This window comes from Pseudomonas sp. PDM28, assembly GCF_019219115.1.
Lineage (GTDB): Bacteria > Pseudomonadota > Gammaproteobacteria > Pseudomonadales > Pseudomonadaceae > Aquipseudomonas > Aquipseudomonas laurylsulfatiphila.
The window spans coordinates 323,117-349,530 of the sequence record NZ_JAHUWG010000008.1 but is presented as its reverse complement, the minus strand read 5'-3'; the positions used below and the strand labels follow the sequence as shown (position 1 = coordinate 349,530).

Annotated in this window: 5 protein-coding genes; all 5 read left to right on the top strand. The window is 65.0% G+C overall.

Annotated features, from left to right (window positions below):
- Positions 1-92: 92 nt before the first annotated feature.
- The 5 genes from KW841_RS20160 to KW841_RS20140 all read left to right on the top strand — a co-directional run bounded on the left by KW841_RS20160 (position 93) and on the right by KW841_RS20140 (position 26,322).
- Entirely contained in the window at positions 93-827 is a 735-nt protein-coding gene (locus tag KW841_RS20160; RefSeq protein ID WP_033047449.1) for a thioesterase II family protein, read from the top strand.
- Positions 828-1,063: 236 nt separating this feature from the next.
- Positions 1,064-10,297 carry a non-ribosomal peptide synthetase gene (locus KW841_RS20155; RefSeq protein ID WP_218479403.1) on the top strand — a complete coding sequence of 3,078 codons (9,234 nt, stop codon included), beginning with the start codon at positions 1,064-1,066 and terminating at the stop codon, positions 10,295-10,297.
- 52 nt (positions 10,298-10,349) lie between these two features.
- Complete coding sequence (locus KW841_RS20150) at positions 10,350-11,408, top strand: TauD/TfdA family dioxygenase (protein ID WP_218479401.1); 1,059 nt, start codon at positions 10,350-10,352, stop codon at positions 11,406-11,408.
- A gap of 11 nt (positions 11,409-11,419) precedes the next feature.
- Positions 11,420-14,518: a non-ribosomal peptide synthetase gene (locus KW841_RS20145; protein ID WP_218479398.1), complete on the top strand. Its 3,099-nt coding sequence runs from the start codon at positions 11,420-11,422 to the stop codon at positions 14,516-14,518.
- Entirely contained in the window at positions 14,515-26,322 is an 11,808-nt protein-coding gene (locus KW841_RS20140; RefSeq protein WP_218479396.1) for an amino acid adenylation domain-containing protein, read from the top strand. The genes KW841_RS20145 and KW841_RS20140 overlap by 4 nt, the downstream gene beginning before the upstream one ends.
- The last annotated feature ends 92 nt before the right edge of the window (positions 26,323-26,414 follow it).

The following is a 26,414-nucleotide window of genomic DNA, read 5'->3' as shown; positions in this document are numbered from 1 at the left end:
CGAGCAAGCTCGCTCCCACAGGGTTATTCATATGGCTAATTCTTTGGGCACCTCATCCGTTCTCCAAGCAGACAACCTTCGAGGAAATCCCGGTGACCCCGCTGACATTGCTGTGCCTGCCCTATTCGGGCGCGAGTGCCATGGTCTATAGCCGCTGGCGGCGCAAACTGCCGGAATGGCTCAAGCTGCAACCGGTGGAATTGCCGGGGCGGGGTGCGCGCTATGGCGAGCCGCTGCACACCGACATGCGCCGCCTGGCGCTGCAACTGGCCCACGAACAGAAGGCCACGCTCAAGGCCCCGTATGCGTTGTTCGGCCATAGCATGGGGGCGTTGCTGGCCTGCGAGATGGCCCACGCGCTCCGCTCGCTGGGTTGCCCGGAACCGGTCGCGCTGTTCGCCTCGGGCACCGCCGCGCCGACCCTGCGCGCCGACTACGACCGCGGTTTTGCCCAGCCGAAAACCGATGCCGAACTGATCGAGCAATTGCGCACCCTCAACGGCACCCGCGAAGAGATCCTGGCCAATCAAGAGTTGATGAGCCTGACCCTGCCGGTGCTGCGTGCGGACTTCTTGTTGTGCGGGCGTTTCGCGCCGATCCAGCGCCCGCCGCTCAAGTGCCCGGTGCACGTGCTCGGCGGCAAGACCGACCGCGCCACCACCGAGCAATTGATCGGCTGGAGCCAGGAAACCCGCGGCAGTTTCTCGGTGGACATGCTGGCCGGCGGGCACTTCTTCATCCATGAGCAGGAGGCCAAGGTGCTGCGGGTGATCAAGGACCAGCTTGAGGGGCATCATCGGCGGCATTCCATGGCTGCCGTGGGTTAACACTACTCCCGAATTTCACCAGCCCCCTGTGGGAGCGGGCTTGCCCGCGAAGGCGGTGTGTCAAGCATAAGTATGTTGCTGACACTCCCTCTTCGCGGGCAAGCCCGCTCCCACAGGGGTATTTATCAACCTGTTTTTCCGCGTTTTGCCTTTTACCTGATCCGCTAATTTTTCCCGCCTGCATTCGTTTTATAGGCACGACGCGCCCTTGCGCCTACTGATGCGGATGCCGATAGATGAATGCTGAAGACTCCTTGAAACTTGCTCGCCGGTTTATCGGGTTGCCCCTGGAAAAACGTCAGATGTTCCTGGCGGCCTTGCACAAGGAGGGCGTGGATTTCGCCCGTTTCCCGATCCCGGCCGGCATCGAGGCCGAGGATCGCCAGGCGTTGTCGTACGCCCAGCAACGCATGTGGTTCCTCTGGCAACTGGACCCGCACAGCGGCGCCTACAACCTGCCGGGCGCGGTGCGGTTGACCGGGCACTTGAACCTGTCGGCGCTGGAGCAGGCGTTCGCCAGCCTCGTGGCGCGGCATGAAACCCTGCGTACGCTGTTCCAGCGTCAGGTCGATGACAGCTTGCAGCAAGTGCCGGCCACGGCGCCGTTGCTGATCGAACAGGTGGATTTCAGCGCACTGCCCGCCGAGGAACGCGAGCGGGCCGTGGCGCACACCGCCGAGCAGCAATCGATGCTGCCGTTCGATCTGGCGACCGGTCCGCTGCTGCGGGTCACCTTGCTCAGGCTCGCCGAACTAGAACACGTACTGTTGCTGACCCTGCACCACATCGTCTCCGACGGCTGGTCGATGAACGTGCTGATCGACGAATTCATCCGCTGCTACGACGCCTTCGATGCGGGCACCCAACCGCAGCTGGCAGCGTTGCCGATCCAGTACAGCGACTATGCCCTGTGGCAGCGCCGATGGCTGGAGGCGGGCGAGCAGGCGCGGCAGCTGGCGTACTGGCAGGCACAACTGGGCGATGAGCATCCGGTGCTGGAATTGCCCCTGGATCATTCGCGCCCGGCCATGCCGAGCTATCGCGGCACTCGCTACGAATTCGCGGTCGAAGCGCAACTGGCCGAACAACTGCGCAGCACCGCGCAGAAGCACAACATCACCCTGTTCATGCTGTTGCTCGGCGCCTTCAATGCGTTGCTGCATCGCTACACCGGGCAGACCGACATCCGCGTCGGCGTGCCCATCGCCAACCGCAACCGTGCGGAAATCGAAGGCCTGATCGGCTTCTTCGTCAACACCCAGGTGCTGCGTACCCAACTGGACGGCCAGACCCGGGTCGACGACCTGCTGCGCGCCGTCAAGGAAACCGCCCTCGGCGCCCAGGCCCATCAGGACCTGCCGTTCGAGCGCCTGGTCGAAGCGTTGAAACTGGAGCGCAGCCTCAGTCACACACCGTTGTTCCAGGTGATGTACAACCACCAGCCGCACGTGGCCGACATGGCGTCGGTCAGCACCGCCTCCGGCCTGGTGCTGGGCAGCATCGACTGGCAAAGCCGCACCACCCAGTTCGACCTCACCCTCGACACCTGGGAGAAGGGCGGCAAGCTGCACGCCGCGCTGACCTATGCCAACGACCTGTTCGAAGCCGACACCATCGCACGCATGGCCCGGCACTGGACGCGCCTGCTGCAGGCGTTAGTCGACGACTCGACGCAAAAAATCGGTGAGTTGCCGATGCTGAGCGCCGATGAGCAACAGGTGCTGGTGCAGGACTGGAACCGCACCGCCGAGGTCTATCCCGTCGAGCAGTGCATGCATCAGCTGATCCAGGCCCAGGCCCGACGCACGCCCGAGGCAACGGCCCTGGTGTTTGGCGAGCGCCAGCTCAGCTACGCGCAACTCGATGCCCGCACCAATCGACTGGCCAATTACCTGCGCGAGCAGGGTGTTGGCCCGGATGTACTGGTGGGGATCTGCGTCGAGCGTTCGCTGGACATGGTCATAGGCCTGTTGGCCATTCACAAGGCCGGGGGTGCCTACGTACCGCTGGACCCGGAGTACCCGGCCGAACGCCTGGCCTACATGATCGACGACAGCGCGATTGGCGTGCTGCTCACGCAGAGCACCCTGCTCGGCGCGCTGCCCACCGACGGCGTCAAGGTCATCGCCCTGGACCGGCAGCACGACTGGCTCGACGGCTACAGCGACGCCTGCCCGCAGGTCGAGGTGCATCCGCTGAACCTGGCCTATGTGATCTACACCTCCGGTTCCACCGGTAAGCCCAAAGGCGCCGGCAACAGTCACGCGGCGCTGGTCAACCGCTTGTGCTGGATGCAGCAGGCCTACGGGCTCGATGGCAGCGATTCGGTATTGCAGAAAACCCCGTTCAGTTTCGACGTGTCGGTCTGGGAGTTCTTCTGGCCACTGATGACCGGCGCGCGTCTGGTGGTGGCGCCACCGGGCGCACATCGGGAACCGGCGCAGTTGATCCGCCTCATCGCCGACCACGGCATCAGCACGCTGCACTTTGTGCCATCGATGCTCCAGGCGTTCATCCACGAACCGGGGGTCGAGACGTGCACGGGCCTCAAACGCATTGCTTGCAGTGGCGAAGCCTTGCCGCTGGATGCGCAATTGCAGGTGTTCAAAAAGCTGCCGGGTGCCGGGTTGTACAACCTGTACGGCCCGACCGAGGCTGCCATCGACGTGACCCACTGGACCTGCGTCGACGAAGGCGTCGACAGCGTGCCCATCGGCCGGCCCATCGCCAACCTGCGCACCCATGTGCTGGATGCACAATTGCTCCCGGTCCCGGCCGGCGTTGCGGGGGAGCTGTACCTCGGCGGCGCCGGGCTGGCGCGCAGTTATCACCGGCGTCCGGCACTCACCGCCGAGCGCTTCGTGCCGTGTCCGTTCCACGACGGCGCACGCTTGTACCGCACCGGTGACCGCGTCCGGCAACGCGCCGATGGCGTGATCGAATACCTCGGGCGCCTCGACCACCAAGTCAAATTGCGCGGCCTGCGCATCGAACTGGGGGAGATCGAAACCCGCCTGATGCAGCACGATCTGGTGCGCGAGGCCGTGGTGCTGGTGCAGGGCGGCAAGCATCTGGTGGCATACCTGGTGCTGGAAAGCGCCGACGCCGATGCGCAGTGGCCGCAAACCCTCAAGGCCTGGCTGCTCGGCAGCCTGCCGGAATACATGGTGCCCACCTACCTGATGCCGCTGGATGCCTTGCCGGTGACCGCCAACGGCAAGCTCGACCGCAAGGCCTTGCCACCACCGGACGCCGCGCCGCAACAGGCGTTCGTCGCACCACAAGATGCCATGCAGACCATGCTGGCGCAGATCTGGCAGGACGTATTGGGCACGCAACCGGTGGGCCTTGAAGACAACTTCTTCGAACTCGGCGGCGACTCGATCATTTCCATCCAGGTGGTCAGTCGCGCCCGTCAGGCCGGCATTCGTCTCACTCCGCGGGATCTGTTCCAGTACCAGACCGTGCGCAGCCTGGCATTGATCGCGACGCTGGACAGTCGCAGCAACATCGATCAAGGCCCGGTCAGCGGTGAGGTGGTCCTGACCCCGGCGCAGCATTACTTCTTCGAACAGGCCATTGCCCAGCGTCGGCACTGGAACCAGTCGCTGCTGCTGACGCCCCGGGAAGCGCTGGAACCGCAAGCATTGGAAAGGGCGTTGGTCGCCATGATCAACCACCACGACGCCTTGCGCCTGCGCTTCATCGACGGTGCCCAAGGCTGGCAGCAACACCATGGGCCACAGGTCGAATCCGCTGGGTTGTGGCTGCGTCGGGCCTCTTCCGCCGAAGCCCTGACTGCGCTGTGCGATGAAGCGCAACGCAGCCTCGATCTGGCCAACGGGCCGCTGCTGCGCGCCTTGCTGGTCAACCTCGACGATGGCAGCCAGCGCCTGTTGCTGGTGGTCCATCACCTGGCGGTGGACGGCGTGTCGTGGCGGGTGTTGCTCGAAGACTTGCAGCAGGCTTACCGGCAAGTGGCGCTGCCCGAGAAAACCAGCGCCTATCAAGCCTGGGCCGCGCACCTGCAACAGCATGCCGGCACCTTGTCTGGGCAAATGCCGTACTGGCAGGCGCAACGGGCGGATGCCCGGGACCTGCCGTGTGACCATCCGCAGGGCAGCTTGCAGCAGCGCCACGGGCACAAGATCGAATCGACACTGGACGCCGAACTGACCCGCCAGTTGCTGCAACAGGCGCCAGCGGCCTATCGCACCCAGGTCAATGACCTGTTGCTCACGGCGTTGGCGCGGGTCATCTGCCGCTGGAGCGGGCAGGGCTCGACGCTGATCCAGCTCGAAGGCCACGGCCGCGAAGACCTGGGCGACGACCTCGACCTGAGCCGCACCGTCGGCTGGTTCACCAGCCTGTTTCCCGTGCGCCTGCAACCCGAGGCCGGGGCGGCGAATTCGATCAAGTCGATCAAGGAACAACTGCGCGCCATTCCCGGCAAAGGCCTGGGTTATGGGCTGCTGCGCTATCTCGGCGAACCGGCGCAGCGCCAGCTTCTGCAAGACCTGCCGGCACCACGCATCACCTTCAATTACCTGGGGCAGTTCGACCGTCAGTTCGATGAGGCTGCGCTGTTCATCCCGGCCCCGGAAAGCGCTGGTCAGGCCCAGGGCGATGATGCGCCGCTGGCCAACTGGCTGACCGTGGAAGGCCAGGTGTATGGCGGACAGCTCTCGCTGCAATGGGGTTTCAGCCGTGACATGTTCGCCGAGTCCACGGTGCAGCGACTGGCCGATGCCTACACCGAAGAACTCAAGGCACTGATCGAACATTGCTGCGCGACAACGCCAGGCCAGGTCACGCCGTCGGACTTCCCGCTGGCGCGCATCACCCAGGCGCAACTCGATGCCTTGCCTGTCCCGGCACCGGCCATCGAGGATCTGTATCCGCTGACGCCGATGCAACAGGGCATGCTGTTCCACACCCTGTACGAGCCCCAGGCCGAGGCTTACATCAATCAATTGCGCCTGGACATCCAGGGACTGGAACTGGCGGTATTCGGCCGGGCCTGGCAGGCGGCGATCAACCGACACGACATCCTGCGCAGCAGCTTCCATTGGTTGGGACTGGAATCTGCGCACCAGGTGATTCATCGCCAGATCGACCTGCAACTGCAAGTCATCGAAGCGGCCGATGTCGACCTCGATGCACTGGCCGCCGAAGAGCGCAGTCGCGGCTTCGAACTCAGCGCCGCGCCGTTGTTCCGCCTGGCGCTGGTGCGTCGAAACCCTGAAGACTGGCACCTGATCTACACCAGCCATCACATCCTCATGGATGGCTGGAGCAACGCGCAATTGCTCGGCGAAGTGATTCAGCATTACGCCGGCCAGACGCTGGCCAGGCCGTTGGGGCAATACCGCGATTATCTGGGCTGGATTCAACAGCAGCCGCTGCTGGCTGCCGAGCAGTTCTGGAAGCAAGCGCTGACGCCACTGGAAACGCCGACGCTGCTGGCGCAAGCCTTGCCGGCACCGGTCGAAGGACGCGGCATGGGCGAGCATCAATTGACCCTTGAGAGCGCCGCGCTACAGCGCCTGTGCGATTTCGCCCGCCAACAGAAAATCACCCTCAACACCTTGCTGCAAGGCGCCTGGGGCCTGCTGTTGCAGCGCTACACCGGCCAATCCTGCGTGGCGTTCGGCGCCACCATGGCAGGACGCTCCGCGCCGCTGCCGGGCATCGAGCAGCAATTGGGGCTGTTCATCAACACCTTGCCGATCATTGCCGCACCGCCGGCAAGGCAGTCGGTGGCCCAGTGGCTCAACCACCTGCAAGCACTGAACCTGAGCCTGCGCGAGTTCGAACACGTGCCGCTGTACGACATCCAGGGCTGGGCCGGGCAACAGGGGGCACTGTTCGACAGCCTGCTGGTGTTCGAGAACTTCCCGGTGGCCGAAGCCCTCAAACAAGGGGCGCCGGCGGGCCTGACCTTCGGCGCGCTGCGCAATCATGAAATCACCAGCTACCCGCTGACCCTTGGCATCGAAGTCGGCGCCACCCTGCGTCTGGATTTCAGCTTCGACCGCAGCCGGTTCAGCGCGGCGCAGATCAGCCAGTTGGGTGCCAGCCTGTTGCAGGTGCTGGAGCAGTTCGTCGCACAGCCACAGCAGGCACTGGGTGCGGTCGGCTTGCTGGATGCACAGGCTCAAGCAAAGGTGTTGACCGGTTCGCGTCCACCTGCGCCGCCACTCGACAGCCCGTTGCTGGCCCATCAGCGTTTCGAGCAACAGGCGGCACGCACGCCCGATGCACTGGCGGTGATGGTGGGCGACGAGTGCCTGACCTACGCCCAGCTCAATGCGCAAGCCAACCAGCTCGCCCATCGCCTGCGCGCCCTGGGTGTGGCGCCGGGGCAGCGGGTCGGCCTGTCGGTGCGACGCAATGCGCAGATGATCGTCAGCCTGATGGCCATCCTCAAGTCCGGCGCCGGTTATGTACCGCTCGATCCGGATTACCCGGCCGAGCGTCTGGCCTACATGATCGAAGACAGCGGCATGGATCTGCTGGTGGTGCAGCCGGGCTTGCTCACCGATGTAGCGCTGCCGCAAGGTTTGCCGCGCCTGGCGCTGGAGGCTAGCGTTGACGGTTACTCCACGGAAAACCCGGAAAACCTCGCCAGCGCCGAAGACCTCGCCTACCTGATCTACACCTCCGGCTCCACCGGACGCCCGAAAGGCGTGTGCCTGGCCCACGCCGCGCTGCGCGAGTTTTGCGTGATCGCGGCGGACTATTCACAACTCACAGCGCAAGACCGTGTGCTGCAATTCGCCACCTTCAGCTTCGACGGCTTTGTCGAGCAGTGCTACCCGCCGCTGTGCGTGGGCGCGGCGCTGGTGATGCGTGGCGATGAGTTGTGGGACACCGACACGCTTTATCGGCAGATCATCGCGCACGGCGTGACCCTGGCCGACCTGCCGGCCGCCTACTGGTTCTTGCTGGCCCAAGAGTGGGCCGCGCAACCACAGCGCGAGAAAGGGCGCTTGCGTCAGGTCCACGTCGGTGGCGAGGCCATGTCGCTGGAAGGCCTGAAGTTGTGGCATGCCGCCGGTCTGGGCGATGTGCGCCTGCTCAATACCTATGGGCCGACCGAAGCCACGGTCGTTTCCAGTACCCACGAATGCACCCTGGCCGATACCCGCAACCTCATTGGCGTGCCGATTGGTCGCGCGCTGCCGGGGCGTGCGTTGTATGTGCTGGACAGCGAAGGCCACCTGCTGCCGACCGGTTGCGTCGGCGAGTTGTGCATCGGTGGTGATGCGGGACTCGCCCAGCGTTATCACCAGCGTTCGGGTTTGAGCGCCGAGCGATTCATTGCCGATCCGTTCTCCGCCACACCGGGGGCACGGCTGTACCGCAGCGGCGACCTGGCGCGCTATCGCGAGGACGGCGCACTGGAATACCTGGGGCGTATCGACCATCAGGTGAAAATTCGCGGATTCCGCGTCGAACTGGGTGAACTGGAGGCGCACCTGCAAGGCCTGCCGATGATCAGCGAAGCCGCAGTGCTGGTGCACGAAGGCGTCGGCGGCAAGCAATTGATCGGCTACGTGGTGCCCGCCGCGGATGAGTGGCTGGACGCGGATGCGCGGCAACTCACCGACACCGTACGCCGCGCCTTGGGCGAGCGCCTGCCGGACTACATGCTGCCGACGCAACTGGTGGTGCTGGCCGCGTTGCCCCTCAACCGCAACGGCAAACTCGACCGCGCCGCGTTGCCGGCCCCGCCAGTCTGGGAGGCTGCAACCGGTAGCGCACCGCAGGGGGCACTGGAAATCCAGCTGGCGCAGATCTGGCAACAGGTGTTGCAGGTCAGTCGCGTCGACCGCGAGAACAGCTTCTTCGAATTGGGCGGGCACTCGTTGCTGGCGACGCAAATCGTCTCGCAGATCCGCCAGCGCATTGGCCTGTCGGTGAGCCTGCGCAGCCTGTTCGAACACCCGCGCCTTGAGGATTTCGCCGCACAGGTACAGACATTGCAACTCCGTTGTGAACGACCGGCGCTGGTGGCGGACACCTCTGGCGAACGCCAGCCGCTGTCCTTTGCCCAGCAGCGCCTGTGGTTCCTGTGGAACCTGGAACCGGACAGTTCGATGTACAACATGCCGGGTGCCTTGCGCCTGCGCGGCGAGCTGAACCTCGACGCCCTGCGCCAGACCTTCGAAACCCTGGTACAGCGTCATGCGGTGTTGCGCACCACCTTCTACGAAGAAGACGGCCAGACCTGGCAGCGGGTACACGGGCAATTGCCGTTGAGCTTCGAGGCCGGCGACCTGCGGCATCTGCCGGCGCCGGACGTCGAGGCGCAACACCTGGCCCGCGAGGAAGTCGCGCGGCCATTCGACCTGCGCCACGGTCCGTTGCTGCGGGTGCGGGTGCTGCGGGTCGCGGATGACCAGCATGTGCTGTTGTTGACGGTGCATCACATCGTCGCCGATGACTGGTCGTTCCGCGTGCTGATCAATGAATTCGTCGCGCTGTATCCAACCCTCAACCGTGGCCAGACCCCGCAACTGCCGGCGCACAGCGTGCAGTACGCCGACTTCGCCAAATGGCAGCGACAGTGGTTGGAGCAGGGCGGCGAGTTGCAACGCCAACTCGACTACTGGCAGCAGCGCCTTGCCGAGCCGCAAGCGGTGCTGGAGTTGCCCGCCGATGGCGACCGGCGCACCGCGCAGGAAGGTGCCAGCGCACATTTCACCTTCAGTGCCGAACTCAGCCAGCAGTTGCGCGACTTTGCCCAGCAGCGCGATCTGTCGCTGTTCATGCTGCTGCTGGCCGGTTTCACCCTGGTGTTGCGCCAGCGTACCGAGGTCAGTCGGGTGCGCATCGGCACCGATATCGCCAACCGAAATCAAGCCGAGCTTGAAGAAATGGTCGGCTTCTTCGTTAACCAACTAGTACTGCAAGTGGAAGTCGATGCCGGGCAGCCGGCCGCGCAATTGCTGGAGGCCTGTCGCCGGGCGGTGCTGGAGGCTTCGGACCACCAGGACCTGCCGTTCGAGCGCCTGGTGGAAGCCTTGCGCTTGCCGCGCCGGGCCGGACGTTCGCCGCTGTTCGACATCAAGCTGATTTACCAGGAAGGCGTCGGTCGCTTGCCCTCGATGGATGGGTTGCACGTGGAGGATTTCCCGTCCGGGCGTCAGGCCGCCGAGATCGGCATGGTCGCTGCGTTCTACAACGACGCGCAGCACATCCACCTGAGCTTCGAGACACCCGCCGGCCAGTACCTGCCGAGCACGCTGGAATGTCTGTTCGAACAGATCCGGGCGGTGCTCGAGGCGTTGGTAAGCGCTGATCCTTTGCAGGTCGGTGAGTTGCTGAACCTGGCCAGCGATGTCCAGCGCCGTGCCGAGGCGCGCTTGAACGAGCAACGCAAGGCCCTGCTCGGCGGTGCCATGGCGATCAAGCGCCGCTCGGCGAACCGGGGCGCGCCGACAGTGCCAACCGCAGCGGACTGATTCAGGCAGCGGCGCCCTATAGCGCCGCCGTCAACATTTTCTGGAGGGGTTTATGACCGTTTCAACGACCAAGTCCATTCCCAAGATGGGTCGTGGTGCCCGCAAAAGCCTGTCCACCGATCCGACGCGGCTGGTGAGTTTTGCGCCGATGTTCGAAGGCCACAGCATGCCGCTGGTGTGCCGTCCGGCCGTGTCCGGCGTGAACCTGGTGGAATGGGCAAGCCAGAATCGCGCGCTGATCGAAAGCAAGCTGCTGGAGCACGCGGTGATCCTGTTCCGTGGCTTCCAGGTGGCCGATATCGGCGAGTTCAACCGCTGCGTCGATGCGATTTCCGGCGGCGCGCTGGAGTACCTGTTCCGCGCCTCGCCACGCACCCAGATCACCGGTCAGTTCAAGATCTACAGCTCCACCGATTACCCGGCGCCGGAGAAAATCTTCCCGCACAACGAACACTCCTATTCGCCGGTGTTCCCGCGTCACCTGTATTTCTACTGCGACACCCCATCGACCACCGGCGGCGAAACACCCTTCGGCGATACCCGCCAGATCCTCGCGCGGATCGACCCGGCGGTGCGCGAAGAATTCGCCCGTAAACGCATCATGTACGTGCGCAACTACGGCGACGGCATGGGCCTGCCGTGGCAGACCGTGTTCCAGAGCGAGGACCGCGCCGAGGTCGAAGCCTACTGCGCCAAGATCGGCATCCAGGCCGAGTGGAAGTTCGGCAACCGCCTGCGCACCCGGCAGAACGGTCCGGCCATCGTGCGCCACCCGCTGACCGGCGAGCGCATCTGGTTCAACCACGGCACCTTCTTCAACGCGCTGACCCTGCCGGACAGCATCCGCGACAACCTGCTGCGTGAATTCGGCCCGCAAGACCTGCCGCAGAACACCTTTTTCGGCGACGGCTCGCCGATTCCCGACGACGTGATCCGTCACCTGCAAGGCATCTACCGCGAGGTAATGGTCGAGTTCGCCTGGGAGAAGGGCGACGTGGTCCTGCTCGACAACATCCTCAGCGTGCATGCGCGCAACGAATTCACCGGCTACAGAAAAATCCTCACGGCCATGGCCATCGCGCAGAAAAGCGCCGACCTGGATCAGGAATAAGGACACCCGACATGAACACCACCGCCCTCGAACCTTCGGTAGACGTCTTCCAGACTTCGGCCCAGCAGGCCTTTTATTTGCGCGTCCAGGAACTGGGCGCCCAGCCGCTGTTCGCCGCCCTGACATTGCCGGTCGCCAGGCCGGTGGATGCCCGGGCGTTGCGGGCGGCGCTGGAGACACTGGGCCAGCGTCACGAAACCCTGCGCACGGTGTACCGCCGCTTGCCGGGCATGAAGTGGCCGGTGCAGAGCCTGTGCGAGGCGCTGCCACTGACAGTGCTGGGCGACCAGCCTTCGGTGGCCGAGGCCTTGAGCCGCAGCCGTGAAGTCTTGGTTGAAGATTCGAATCAAGTGCTGGTGGTGGCACAGTTCGAGGGCGAAGCAGGGCAATCCATCGTCACTCTGCTGACCCCGGCGTGCAGCTTCGACGAGGCCTCGCTGCGGGTGCTGTCGGCTGAACTCGCCAGTCTGTTGCGCGGCGAAGCCCTGGTCGAAGACGAGGACGCGCTGCAATACCTGGACTACAGCGCCTGGCAGCAAGAGCTGCGCGAAGAAGACATCGGTCACCAGGGCGCCGCGTTCTGGCGCAACCTGCAACAGCAGTTCGCCGTGACCCACCGCTTGCCCTTCGAAAAAGCGCTCGATGTCACCTTGGTCCGTCGTCAGGCCACCTTGATTGACGGCCCATGGTTGGCTGGCGTGCAACGGGCCGCTGTTGACGCGGGCGTTGAGCCGGAGCAATTGGCGCTGTTGCTGTGGACCGCATTCGTTGCACGCATCGGCCAACAGGAAAAACTGCTGATGGGCTGGCAAGTGGACGGTCGCAACGAGCAGACCGCCGCCACCCTCGGCCGGTTCGCCCGGCGTCTGCCGGTGGCCTTCGAGCACCGTAGCCAGCAGACACTGGCGCAAGCCTTGGCCACCTTTGCGGCCAGCGTTGAGCAGTCGCTGTCCTGGCTCGACTGCCTCAACGAGTTCGAACTGAGCGCCGAAGGCAGCGCGCCGCTGCGTTACGGCTTTGTCTATCAAGCCGCCATTGATGCCGACATCGAGGTGGACGACGCCAACCCCGAAGTCCTGCGCCTGCGTGTCCAGGGCGAGCAGTTGCAGCTGTCGTGTCTCGACGGTGCGCTGCCGGAGTCGATGCTGGCCGAATGGCTGGAGCAGTTTGTCGAGTTCAGCCGTCAATTGCTGGCATCGCCCGAGCTGACCCTGGCTCAGGCGAGTCTGGTCAATGCGGCACAACTGACCCGCCTGATCGAGGGCTTCAACCCGAACGCCACCGGGCAGGCCTTGCCGTGCCGTTTCCTGCAGGAATTATTCTGCGAACAGGCGCGCCTGCATCCGCAACGCATCGCCCTGAGTATCAACGGTCAGCGCCTGACCTATGCCGAGCTGGATGCGCGCGCCAACCAGGTGGCCAATACCTTGCGCGCCCAAGGTGTGGCGGCGGATGAAATCGTCGCGGTCTACGGCCAGCGCTCGCTGGAAATCGTCATTGCCTTGTTGGGTACGCTCAAGGCCGGCGCTGCGTACTTGCCGCTGGACCCGAACTACCCGATCGAGCGCCTGGCGTTCATGCTCGCCGATACCGGCGCGCGCCAGCTGCTGGCCTGCCAGCCGCTGCCCGACGCATTGAGTCATGAGCGGATAATTTCCCTGATGCCCGGGGCCGAGGTCTGGGCCGCCGAGCAAACCGCACCTGCGCCTCAGGGCGACAGAGCCAACCTGGCCTACGTCATCTACACCTCCGGCTCCACCGGCAAACCCAAGGGCGTGATGATCAGCCATGCCAACGCCGTGGCCTCGACCCTCGCGCGCACTGGGTTTTATCGCCAGCCGCTGCGCGCGTTCCTGATGCTCTCGTCGTTCTCCTTCGACAGCTCGGTGGCCGGGGTGTTCTGGGCGCTGGGGCAGGGCGCGACCCTGTGCCTGCCGGACGAGGACAGCTACAAGGATCCGGCGCAACTCGCGGCGCTGATCCAGCGCGAAGAGATTTCCCACTACCTGACTCTGCCGTCCTACCACGCACAGATTCTCGAACACCTCGATCAGCAGACCCTGGCCTGCGTCATCGTTGCCGGCGAAGCCTGCAGCAACGCACTGGTGCAGCGACATCGCGAGGCATTGCCGGGGGTGGCACTGGTCAACGAATACGGCCCCACCGAAGGCACCGTGTGGTGCTCGGCCTGGGAATTGCCGCTCGGCCAGGACGCCGACAGCATTCCGATCGGCCGGCCGATTGCCGGCATGCGTATTCACGTGCTCGGCCCGGACCTGCAACCGGTGGCCGTGGGCGTCGAGGGTGAACTCTACGTCGGTGGTGCCGGCATTGCCCGGGGTTACCTGCAGCGTGCCACGCTGACGGCCGAGCGTTTTGTCCCCGACCTGTTCGCGAACGCGGCGGGCCAACGCCTGTACCGTACCGGTGACCTGGCGCGCTATCGCGCCGATGGCGTGCTGGAGTATCTGGGCCGGGTCGATCACCAGGTGAAAATCCGCGGCTTCCGCATCGAGCTGGGCGAAATCGAAGCGGCCATGCGCAACGCACCGGGCATCGAGGACGCCGCCGTCATCGCCCGGGAAACCCCGACCGGCCCGCAACTGCTGGGCTTCGTGGTGTCCCCGGCGGACACCGCCGACATCCGCCTCAACGAATTGCGCAGCCATCTGGCCGAGGCGCTGCCCGAGCACATGCAGCCGGCGCGCTTGCAGGTGCTGGAAGGTTTCCCGCTGATGCCCAATGGCAAGCTCAATCGCCAGGCCTTGCTCGATCTCGATGTGCGCCGCAGCGCCTTCGTCGCGCCGCGCAACGACCTGGAAAAAACCCTGGCGGCGATCTGGGCCGAGGCGCTGCATGTCGAGCGCGTCGGCGTGCACGACAGCTTCTTCGAACTCGGCGGGCACTCGTTGCTGGCCACGCGCATTCGCGCGCGGATTCAGGACGAACTGAACCTGGCGATCCCGCTCAAGCTGTTTTTCGACGGCGACACCCTGGAACGCCTGGCGGCGCAGATCGAGCAGTTCCGCCAGCAAAGTGAACACCAGGAAAACGATGTAGACGCCCTCGAAGCGTTGTTCGACGAAGTGGATGAGGAACACGCGCAATGAGTGCTGCACCGGACAGAATGATGACCCTGGCCCAGCGTTTCTGCGGCTTGAGCGCGGACGCCCGGCGTGCGTTGCAACAAAAGATGCACGCTCAGGGGCTGACCCTGGAATTGCTGCCGATCCCGCCACGGGACCGCACCGTCGACACGCTGCCGGCGTCCTACGCGCAGCAGCGCTTGTGGTTCCTCTGGCAGATGCAACCCCAGGCCACGGCCTACAACCTGACCGGTGCCTTCCGCCTCAATGGCGAGCTGAACCGCGATGCATTGGCGCAGACCCTGGCGACACTGGTGCAACGTCATGAGGTGTTGCGCACCACGTTCGTCTTCGACGAACAGCAAGTGCTGCAGCACATCCACCCGCAGATGGACACCCCGCTGGTCGAGGTCACTGCCGCCGACGACATCGAACTGCAACGCCAGATCGCCCTCAACGCCGAGCAGCCGTTCGACCTGCAGCACGGCCCGTTGATGCGCTGCCGCTTGATCCGCCTCGATGCCCGGCAGCATGTGCTGGTGCTGACCTTCCATCACATCGTCACCGATGGCGGCTCGCTGCCGATCCTGTTGCAGGAGTTCACCCAACTCTATGGACAACTCAGTGCCGGGCAGGCCGCGCAACTACCGGAACCAGGCATTCAATACGCTGACTTCGCCCGCTGGCAGCGCCTGTGGCTGGAGGCCGGCGAGGCCGAGCGTCAGCTCGATTACTGGCGCGGGCAGTTGGGCAGCGAGCACCCGCCACTGAACCTGCCGACCGACCGCCGTCGCCCGGCGATCCCGAGCCAGCAGGGCGCCAGCGTCGAGCTGAAAATCCCCGCTGCGTTGACCGCGCAACTGCGCGAGCTGGCCCGCCGCGAAGGCTGCACCCTGTTCATGCTGCTGATGGCCGCGCTGCAGACGCTGTTGCATCGCTACAGCGGCGAACAGGACATCCGTGTCGGCGTGCCGATTGCCAACCGCACCCGCCAGGACGTGGAAAACCTGCTGGGCTTTTTCGTCAACACCCAGGTGCTGCGCAGCCAGCCCCGGGCCGACCAGCCGTTCGTGCAATTGCTGGCCGAGGTCAAGGCCGCAGCGCTCGGCGCGCAGGCCCATCAGGACCTGCCGTTCGAGCAACTGGTCGATGGCCTGGGCGTGGAGCGCAGCCTGAGCCACACGCCGCTGTTCCAGGTGATGTTCAACCACCAGCGCGACAGTGGCGACCCGCAACGCTGGGACTTGCCGGGCCTGAGCGTCGAACCGCTGATCTGGGACGAAAAGACCACCAAGTTCGACCTGATGCTCGACACCGTCGAAAGCGACGAGGGCATCCACGCATCGTTCGTCTACGCCACCGAACTGTTCGACGCCGCGACCATTGAGCGTCTCGGCCGCCACTGGCTGAACCTGTTGCAGGCCATCTGCAGCGACCCAGGTGTGGCCTTGGCCGACCTGAGCATGCTCGACGCTGCCGAACAGCAGGCCACCTTGCTGGACTGGAATCGCAGCGCCGAAATCAACGCGGCTGAAACCGCGAATGCCCTGTGTGCCCATCAACTGATTGAAGCCCAGGCCGCCGCGCACCCGCACAACATTGCCGTGACCTGCGAAGGCATCACCCTCACTTACGCAGAACTGAACAGCCGCGCCAACCGCATTGCCCATCGTCTGCGCGAGCGCGGGGTCGGCCCGGACGTGTTGGTGGGCATCGCCCTGGAGCGCTCGCTGGAGATGATCGTCAGCCTGCTGGCGATCCTCAAGGCCGGTGGCGCCTATGTGCCGCTGGACCCGGATTACCCGCAGGATCGCCTGGCCTACATGCTCGCCGACAGCGGTACGCGCCTGTTGCTGACCGATTCGGCCCTGATGCCGCGCCTGCCGTTGAACGAAGGCATTGAAGTGATCTGCCTCGATCACGCCAGCGACTGGCTCGATGAGGTCAGTACTGACAACCTGCCGAACCTGACCGCTGCCGCGAACCTGGCCTACGTCATCTACACCTCCGGTTCCACCGGCAAACCCAAGGGCACGCTACTGCCCCACAGCAACCTGACCCGCCTGTTCAGCGCCACCGGGCACTGGTTCGGTTTCAATGCGGACGATGTCTGGAGCCTGTTCCATTCCTACGCCTTCGACTTTTCCGTATGGGAAATCTTTGGCGCGCTGTTCTACGGCGGCAAGCTGGTGGTCGTGCCGCACGCGGTCAGCCGCTCCCCGGAAGACTTCGCCCGCTTGCTCAGTGATGAAGGTGTCACGGTACTCAACCAGACCCCCTCGGCCTTCCGCCAGTTGATGCCGTTCGCCTGCGCCAACGCGCAAGGCATGGCCCTGCGTTACGTGGTGTTCGGTGGCGAGGCGCTGGACGTGGCCAGCCTGCGGCCGTGGTACGACGCTTTCGATGACCGGCAGCCGTTGCTGATCAACATGTACGGCATCACTGAAACCACGGTGCACGTGACCTACCGCCCGCTGTCCCGCGCCGACCTCGATGGCGCCAACAGCTCGCCGCTGGGCGAGCCGATCGCCGACCTGCGCTGGTACGTGCTCGACCCGCGCCTGAACCCGGTGGCCAAGGGCTGCGTCGGTGAGCTGTACGTCGGCGGTGCCGGCCTGGCCCGGGGTTATCACCAGCGTGCCGACCTGACCGCGACGCGCTTTGTGCCGGACCTGTTCGCCGCTGAGCCGGGCGCACGCCTGTATCGCACCGGCGACCTGGCGCGGTATTGCGCCGATGGCAGCATCGAGTACGCCGGGCGTATCGACCATCAGGTGAAGATCCGTGGCTTTCGCATCGAACTGGGGGAAATCCAGGACCGCCTGCAAAGCCACCCGGCCATCGAGCAAGCGCTGGTCCTGGCACCGCAGGTCAACGGCAGCCAGCAACTGGTGGCGTGGTTCACTGCGACCAACGACGACAAGGATTTGCGCCAGTCCCTGCGCGAACATTTGCAGGGCGGTCTGCCGGACTACATGGTGCCGGCGCACCTGATCAGACTCGAGCACTGGCCGCTGACCAGCAACGGCAAGCTGGATCGCAACGCACTGCCCAAGCCTGATGCGGCGCTGGCGCAGCAGGCTTACACGGCGCCGATGGATGAGCTGCAAAGCGAGTTGGCGGCGATATGGCAAGACGTGCTCAAGCTCGAGCGCGTAGGCATCGACGACAACTTCTTCGAACTGGGCGGTGACTCGATTATCTCCATCCAGGTAGTCAGCCGCGCGCGTCAGGCCGGGATTCGCATCACCCCGCGCGACCTGTTCCAGCACCAGACCGTGCAGAGCCTGGCGAAGGTTGCTGTGCGCAGCGCCGGGCTGGTCATCGATCAGGGGCCGGTGCGCGGTGACGTGTTGCTGACGCCGATCCAGCACTGGTTCTTCGAACAATCCATCGAAGCCCGTCATCACTGGAACCAGTCGGTATTGCTGGAACTGCGCGAGCCACTGGACAGCGGCTGCCTGCAACAGGCGCTGGCGGCGTTGCTGGAACATCACGATGCATTGCGCCTGCGTTTGCGTCAGGTCGATGTTGTCTGGCAACAGGCACAAGCCGAGCAGTGGAGCAGCGCCGATATACTGTGGCAGCGCCAAGCCGCCGAGGCCGATGAGCTGCTTGAACTGTGCAACGCCGCACAGGCGAGCCTGAATTTGCAGGACGGCCCGTTGCTGCGTGCCTTGCTGGTGGACATGGGCGCGGCAGGCCAGCGCCTGTTGCTGGTGGTGCATCACCTGGCGGTGGACGGCGTTTCCTGGCGTCTGCTGCTCGAAGACCTGCAAGCTGCCTACGCTCAGGCACGTCGGGCCGAGCCGCTGCGCCTGCCGGCCAAGACCAGCGCCTATCAGGCCTGGGCCGCACGTTTGCAACTGCATGCGCAAAGCCCGGCGCTGGCGCAGCAAGCCGCTTACTGGCAAGCCCAATACCAGGACGTTGCGGTGCAACTGCCGGCGGACAACCCGCAAGGCAGTCTGGCCAGCCGGCACGCCATCAGCGTAGAAACCGTGCTCGACAGCACCTTGACCCGCCAACTGTTGCAAGACGCCCCCGCGGCTTACCGCACCCAGGTCAACGACCTGTTGCTGACGGCGCTGGCGCGGGTACTGGGCCAGTGGACCGGTCAATCCTCGACCCTGGTCAAACTGGAAGGCCACGGCCGTGAAGACCTGTTCGACGACATCGACCTGACCCGCACCCTGGGCTGGTTCACCTCGATTTTCCCGGTCAAGCTCACCCCGGCCGACGACCTGGCCGCGAGCATCAAGGCGGTCAAGGAACAGCTGCGCGCCGTGCCCGACAAAGGCATCGGCTTCGGCATCCTACGCTATCTGGCCGACGTTGGCCTTGAGGCGCTGTCGTCACCCCAGGTCACCTTCAACTACATGGGCCAGTTCGACGCCAGCTTCGACGAGCAGGCGCCGTGGCGTCCGGCGAAGGAAAGCGGCGGCGCCGAGCAGGGCGCCTCGGCCGAGCTGGACCGGGGCCTGAGCATCAACGGCCAGGTCTACGCTGGCCAACTGCGCTTGAGCTGGACCTTCAGTAGCGACCTGTTCAAAGCGCAAACCGTGCAGCACCTGGCCGATGCCTATGCCATGGAGTTGCAACGGCTGATCGAACATTGCCTGAGCGGTGCCGGCGGCTTGACCCCGAACGACGTACCGCTGGTGCGCGTCGATCAGGCGCAGCTCGATGCCCTGCCGCTGGCGGCCAGCCGCATCGAAGACATCCTGCCGCTGTCGCCGATGCAGCAAGGCATGTTGTTCCACAGCCTGTTCGCCCCGGATGCCGGTGCCTACGTGCCGCAGATGCGCGTGGATGTGCAGGGGCTGGACGTCGAGGCGTTCCGCAACGCCTGGCAGCAGACGCTGCAGCGTCATGAAGTGCTGCGCGCGGCGTTCTTCAGCGAAAGCAACGGCTCGCGGCCACTGCAAGTGATCCTGGCCGACGCCACGCTGCCGATGAGCCTGCTCGACTGGCGCGACCGGCCTGATCTGCCGCACGCGCTGGAGCGACTGGCCGAGGACGATCGCCTGCGCGGTTTCGACCTGACGGCGGCACCGCTGCTGCGCCTGACCCTGGTGCAGACCGCCGATGACAGCCATCACCTGATCTTCACCAACCACCACATCCTGCTGGATGGCTGGAGCACCTCGCAGTTGTTCGGCGAAGTGCTGCAGCGGTATTCCGGAATCATGCCCGCGCCGAGCGTCGGTCGTTATCGCGATTACATGAGCTGGCTGGGCACCCGTGACCGCGCTGCGTGCGAAGCGTTCTGGCTGGAGCAATTGCACGCCTTCACCGAGCCGACCCGTCTGGCCGGCGCCTTGCCGGGGCCGGTCGCAGGGCAGGGCGACGGTCATCGCACCCTGCACCTGAGCCTGGACCGCGCGGCCACCGAGCGCCTCAGCGGTTTCGCCCGCCAGGCCCGCGTCACGCCCAACACCCTGCTGCAAGCCGCCTGGCTGTTGATATTGCAGCGCTACACCGGCCAGTCGACGGTGGCGTTCGGCGCCACGGTGTCGGGGCGTCCGAGTGAGTTGCAAGGCATCGAGCAGCAGATCGGGTTGTTCATCAACACCTTGCCAGTGATCGCCACGCCGCACCCCGAGCGCACGGTCAGCCAATGGGTCGATGAAGTCCAGGCGCTCAACCTCAGGTTGCGCGAAGTCGAGTACACGCCGCTGGCGGACGTGCAGCGCTGGGCCGGTCATTCCGGCGAGGCGCTGTTCGACACCCTGCTGGTGTTCGAAAACTACCCGGTGGCGCAAGCGTTGGAGGAGGGCAACAGCAGCGTGCTGAAATTCTCCGGCATCAATGACCACGACCAGACCAGTTTCCCGCTGGCCATTGCCGCCGAGCTGGGCGAATGCCTGGACCTGCGTTTCAACTACGACGTGGCACTGTTCAGTGCCGAAGCCATCAAGGGTTTGAGCACTCGGCTGGTGGCGTTGCTCGATGCCATGGTCTGCGCGCCGCAGCAACCCTTGGGGCGCTTGAGCCTGCTCGATGCCGCGCAAACGGCGCAGCAGGTCGAAGGCTTCAACCGGACCGCACAGGTCTGGGCGGATGTGCGCCCGGTCTACCAGTGCTTCGAAGCCCAGGTACTGCAAACCCCGGAGACCCCGGCCCTGGTGTTTGCCGGCCGGACCCTCAGCTATCGAGAACTCAATCAACAGGCCAACCAACTGGCGCACCACCTGCGCAGCCAGGGCGTCAGCGCCGAAGTGTTGGTGGGCATCGCTGCCGAGCGCTCGCTGGAACTGGTGATCGGCTTGCTGGCGATCATGAAGGCTGGTGGTGCCTACGTGCCGCTGGACCCTGACTACCCGCGCGAGCGCCTGGAACACATGTTCGACGACAGTGGCGTGCACCTGCTGCTGACCCAGCGGCATCTGCTTGAGCAGTTGCCGATTCCGGCCGCCACCACGGCGATCTGCCTGGACGACATGGCGCCGCTGCTCGAAGGGCTGAGCGACGAAAACCTGCCCTGCGTGGTCGAGCTGCAATCGCTGGCCTACATGATCTACACCTCCGGCTCCACCGGCAAACCCAAGGGCGCGGCCAACCGTCACGATGCCTTGTACAACCGCCTGGCGTGGATGCAGGGCGCCTATCCGCTGGACGGGCGCGACACCGTCTTGCAGAAAACCCCGTTCAGTTTCGACGTGTCGGTCTGGGAGTTCTTCTGGCCGCTGATGACCGGCGCACGGCTGGCCGTGGCCGAACCGGGTGCTCATCGCGATCCGGCGCAACTGGTCAGCCTGATCGAGCAGTACCGGGTCAGCACCCTGCATTTCGTGCCGTCGATGTTGCAGGCGTTTGTCCAGGGCGAAGGCTTCGAGCGTTGCGCCAGCCTGCGGCAGATCATGTGCAGTGGCGAAGCCTTGTCGGCAGACCTGCAGCACAGCCTGTTTCGCGTCCTGCCGGACGTCGGCCTGTACAACCTGTACGGCCCGACCGAAGCAGCGATCGACGTGACCCACTGGACCTGTGTCGATGACGGCGGGTTCAGCGTGCCGATCGGTTATCCGATTGCCAACCTGGTGATCTACATCCTCGACGACAGCCTGCAACCGCAGGTGCAGGGTTGTGTGGGCGAGCTGTACCTGGGCGGCATCGGCCTGGCCCGTGGTTACCACAACCGTCCGGACCTGACCGCCGAGCGCTTCGTCGCCAGCCCGTTCGGTGAGCAGGGCGAGCGCCTGTACCGCACCGGCGATCTGGCGCGCTACCGCGAAGACGGCGTGATCGAATACGTCGGCCGCATCGACCATCAAGTGAAGATCCGCGGCTTGCGCATAGAGCTGGGGGAAATCGAAGCCTGCCTGCTTGAGCATCCACAGGTGCGCGAAGCCGTGGTGATCGCCCTCGATGTCGGCAAGTCCAAGCAATTGGTGGCTTACGTTGTCGGTCATGCGGACCTTGAGCCACTCAAGCAACACCTGCGCAACGCGCTGCCCGAGCATATGCAGCCAAGCCACCTGTTGCTGCTCGATCAGTTGCCGGTGACACCCAACGGCAAGCTCGACCGCCGCGCATTGCCGCAACCGGACCAGCAAGTACGCGAATACGTTGCGCCGCGCAGTGCCGTGGAAGCGACGCTGCAAGCGGTGTGGCAGGCGTTGTTCGAAGTGCCGCAAGTGGGCATGCACGACAACTTCTTCGAGCTGGGCGGCGATTCCATCGTCTCGATCCAGGCCGTCAGCCGCGCACGCAAGGCCGGCTTGAGCATTTCGCCCAAGCATGTGTTCAGCCATCCGACCCTCGCCGAACTGGCGACGGTCGCCCAACCCGTCGCGGCGGATCAAGCCGTGCCGACTGTGGTTGCACCGGCAGCAAAAATCGAGCTGAGTGAAGCGCAATATCAGGCGCTGGAACTGACAGCGGACGAAGTCGAGGACGTTTATCCGCTGTCGCCGATGCAGCAAGGCATGCTCTTCCACTCGGTGCAGGACGGCGATTCTGGGCTGTACGTCAACCAGATCGAAGTGGGCGTGCGCGGCGTGGATGGCGCGCGCTTCCGCGAAGCCTGGGCCGATGCTGCCCGGCGTCACGGGATTCTGCGCACTGCCTTCCTCTGGGAAGGCGACAAGGAACCGCTGCAAGTGGTGCGGCGCGATGCGCCTGCGCTGCTGACCGAGCTGGACTGGCGCGGGCTGGATGATCAGCCTGAACGCGTCCGCCAACTGGCCCTGGAGGAGCGCGAACGCGGCTTCTCGCTCAATCGCGCGCCCTTGTTGCGCTTGTTGCTGGTGCGTCTGGAAGACGACCGCTATCGCCTGATCTGGACCTACCACCACATCCTCATGGACGGCTGGAGCGTGTCGCGCCTGATCGGTGAAGTGCTGCGCCATTACAGCGGCGATGAGCACGAGCCGGTGGCCGCCTATCGCGACTACATCGACTGGCTCGGCCAGCAAGTCGCCGAGGCCAGCGAGGCGTTCTGGAAAGGCCAACTCGCCAACCTCGAAGGCGCCACGCACCTGGCCCGCGCCTTGCCGGTCAAGGCGCCGCAAGCGGGTTACCACGCGATCTATACGCACCTGAATGCCGGGCAGACCGCGCGTTTGCAGGCGTTTGCCCAGCAACAGCAGGTGACGCTCAACACTCTGGTGCAAGCCGCGTGGTTGCTGCTGTTGCAGCGCTACACCGGCCAGCGCACGGTGACGTTCGGCGCCACCGTGTCCGGGCGTCCGGAAATCCTCAACGGCTCCGAGAACATGCTCGGGCTGTTCATCAACACCTTGCCGGTGGTCAACAGCGTGCCGACCGAGGCCCGCGTCGGTGACTGGCTGCGCGAGATCCAGGCCTGCAACCTCGACATCCGCGACTTCCAGCAAACCCCGCTGAGCGATATCCAGCGCTGGGCCGGGCAGGGCGGGCAGTCGTTGTTCGACAGCATCATCGTGTTCGAAAACCAGCCGGTGGACCGCACCCTGCGCGAATGGAACGGCGACTCGCTGCGCTTTGAAGACGTGTCCGATTTCGGCCTGACCAGCTTCGCCATGGACCTGATGGTCAGCCTCGACGAGGGGCTGCGCATCGAGTACATGCACCAGCGCGACCAGTTCGATCTGGCGACCGTCGAAGTCCTGCGCGGCCACATGGAAAGCCTGATGCAGCGCCTGTGCGACGACGCCGGGCGTGCCGTCGGTGAGCTGGGCCTGCTGACCCTGGACGAAGGCCGGGCGCTGGACGGCGAACTGCAAGTGGTGGCGGACGGTGACGAGACACCGGTGCACGAGCTGATCCGTCAGCGTGCGCGACTGCAACCGGATCACACGGCGTTGGTGCTCAGTTATGCCGAGCGCGACGCCGAGCACCTGAGCTACGCCGAGCTGGACCGGCGCTCCGATGCGTTGGCGGTGCATCTGCTGGAACAAGGCGTGCAGGCCGAAGACGTGATCGGCGTGTTCATGGAGCGTTCGCTGGAGCTGGTGGTGTCGTTGCTGGCAGTGATGAAATGCGGCGCCGCCTACGTGCCGCTGGACCCGCAATACCCGCAGGAACGCCTGCGCTACATGATGGCCGACAGCGACATGCGCCTGCTGCTGACCCAGGAACGGCTGCGCGACACAGCGCAGTTGAATCCGGGCACGGCGATGGTCGCGGTGGACCGATTGAACCTCGACGTCGAGGTGCCGGCACCGCAACGTGCAGTGCACGCCGAGCAACTGGCCTACCTGATCTACACCTCCGGTTCGACCGGCAAACCGAAGAGCGTCGCCGTCGCCCACGGACCCCTGAGCATGCACGTACAGGCCATCGCCGAGCTGTACGAAATGGACCCGGGCAATCGCGAACTGCACTTCATGTCGTTCGCCTTCGATGGCGCCCATGAACGCTGGATCACCGCGCTGATCAGCGGCTCGACCCTGGTCATTCGCGACAATACGTTGTGGACCGCCGAGCAGACCCTGGCCGTGCTGCACCGCCAGCGCATCAGCGTCGCCTGCTTCCCCCCGGCGTACCTGCTGCAACTGGCCGAGCACGCCGAACTGCAGGGCGGTGATCCGCCGCCGGTGCGCATCTACTGCTTCGGTGGCGATGCGGTGCCGGACGCCACGTTCGAGCGGGTCAAGCACACACTCAAGCCGCAATACCTGGTCAACGGCTACGGCCCGACGGAAACCGTGGTCACACCGCTGCTGTGGAAGATCGCCGCCGACGGCCACTGCCAGGCAATGTACGCGCCGATTGGCCAACGCGTCGGCAGCCGCAGCCTGCACGTGCTGGACATGGACCTCAACCCGCTGCCGGTGGGCATGGTCGGCGAGCTGTACATCGGCGGACGGGGTGTCGCGCGCGGTTACCATCGTCATCCGTGGCAGAGCGCCGAGCGCTTCGTCGCCGACCCGTTCAGCCCTGAAGGCGGACGCCTGTACCGTACCGGTGACCTGGTGCGCCGTCGCGAAGATGGCGTGTTCGACTACGTCGGGCGCATCGACCATCAGGTCAAGGTGCGCGGCTTCCGCATCGAACTGGGCGAAATCGAAGCCCGCTTGCGCGAGCAGGCCGGGGTCAACGATGCGCTGGTGGTCGTGCGGGACAACGGCCAGGGGCCGCAACTGGTGGGCTATGTGGTGGCGGCGCAAGACGATGGCCTCGGCCCGCGTTGCCAGGCGGCATTGCGCGAAAGCCTGCCCGACTACATGGTGCCGACGCAGGTCGTGGTGCTGCCACGCTTCCCGCTGACACCCAACGGCAAGCTCGACCGCAAGGCCCTGCCGGATCCGGCCTTCACCGGCCGCGACTACGTGGCCCCGCGCACGCCGCTGGAATGGGCGCTGGCGGACATCTGGCAACAGGTGCTGGGCATCGAGAAGGTCGGTATCACCGACAACTTCTTCGAGTTGGGCGGCGATTCGCTGCGCACCCTCAAGGTAATCTCGAAAGTGCGCGCGCTGAACGAGCCGGATTTCCAGATCAAGCTGCGCGACATGATGGCCAAACCGACGATTGCCGGGTTGTCCGGTGTCGACGAGCAGCCCGTGCGCCAGAGTCCGCAACCGCTGTTGCTGCTCAATCAGCTGGTGGCGGATCAACCGGCATTGTTCTGCCTGCACGCCGGTTTCGGCACGGTGTTCGATTACGAGCCGTTGGCCCGGCGCCTGGACGGTGAGCGCACGGTGTACGGCGTGCAATGCCGGATGCTGCTCGACCGGCAATGGCACGACACCTCGCTTTCGCAGATGGCCGCCGACTACGTCGAGGCGATCCGTGCCAGACAACCCCAGGGGCCGTACCACGTATTGGGCTGGTCGCTGGGCGGGGCGTTGGCGTTGCTGGTGAGTGAGCTGTTCGAACAGCAGGGCCAGCGTGTGGCGTTCGTCGGTCTGGTGGACAGCTTTGTACCGACCCAGGCCAATGCCGTTGTCAGTGCGGATGAGTGGCGAGTGGATCTGGCCGAGTTCCTCGGTGCAACCTTGGGCATGGATGGCGAGGTGATCGCCCGGGCGTTGAGTACCGAGTCGGTGGGGGACCACGATGCCGTGGCGCGGATCATCCGCGCGGTGATCGACAGCCAAAGCGATCAGGCCAGTGGTTATGCGCTGCTCGGTGCCGATGAGCTGGCTCAGACGTTCATGGTCAGCACACGCTTGAAGGCGCTGTCACGGCAGGTCGACACCCTGCCGATTCCGCAAGCCGGGCTGCATTGCTGGTGGGCCGATGGCAACCCGACAGCCGAACGCGCCACGCTCGAACGCCAGCAACCGCGGCTGCGTGAGGTGCAAAGGGTGACGGCCGGGCACTTCGATATCCTGCAGCAGAATGAGTGCCTGGATGCCGTGGTGGCGCTGCTTGGCCGGGAGGTGGTGCCGCAGGTCTAAGCCGATAATTTGTGGAGGGCTTGCCTGTGATGTGGGGCTTGCCTGTGGTCTGGGGCTTGCCTGTGGTCAGGGGCTTGCCTGTGATTTGGGGC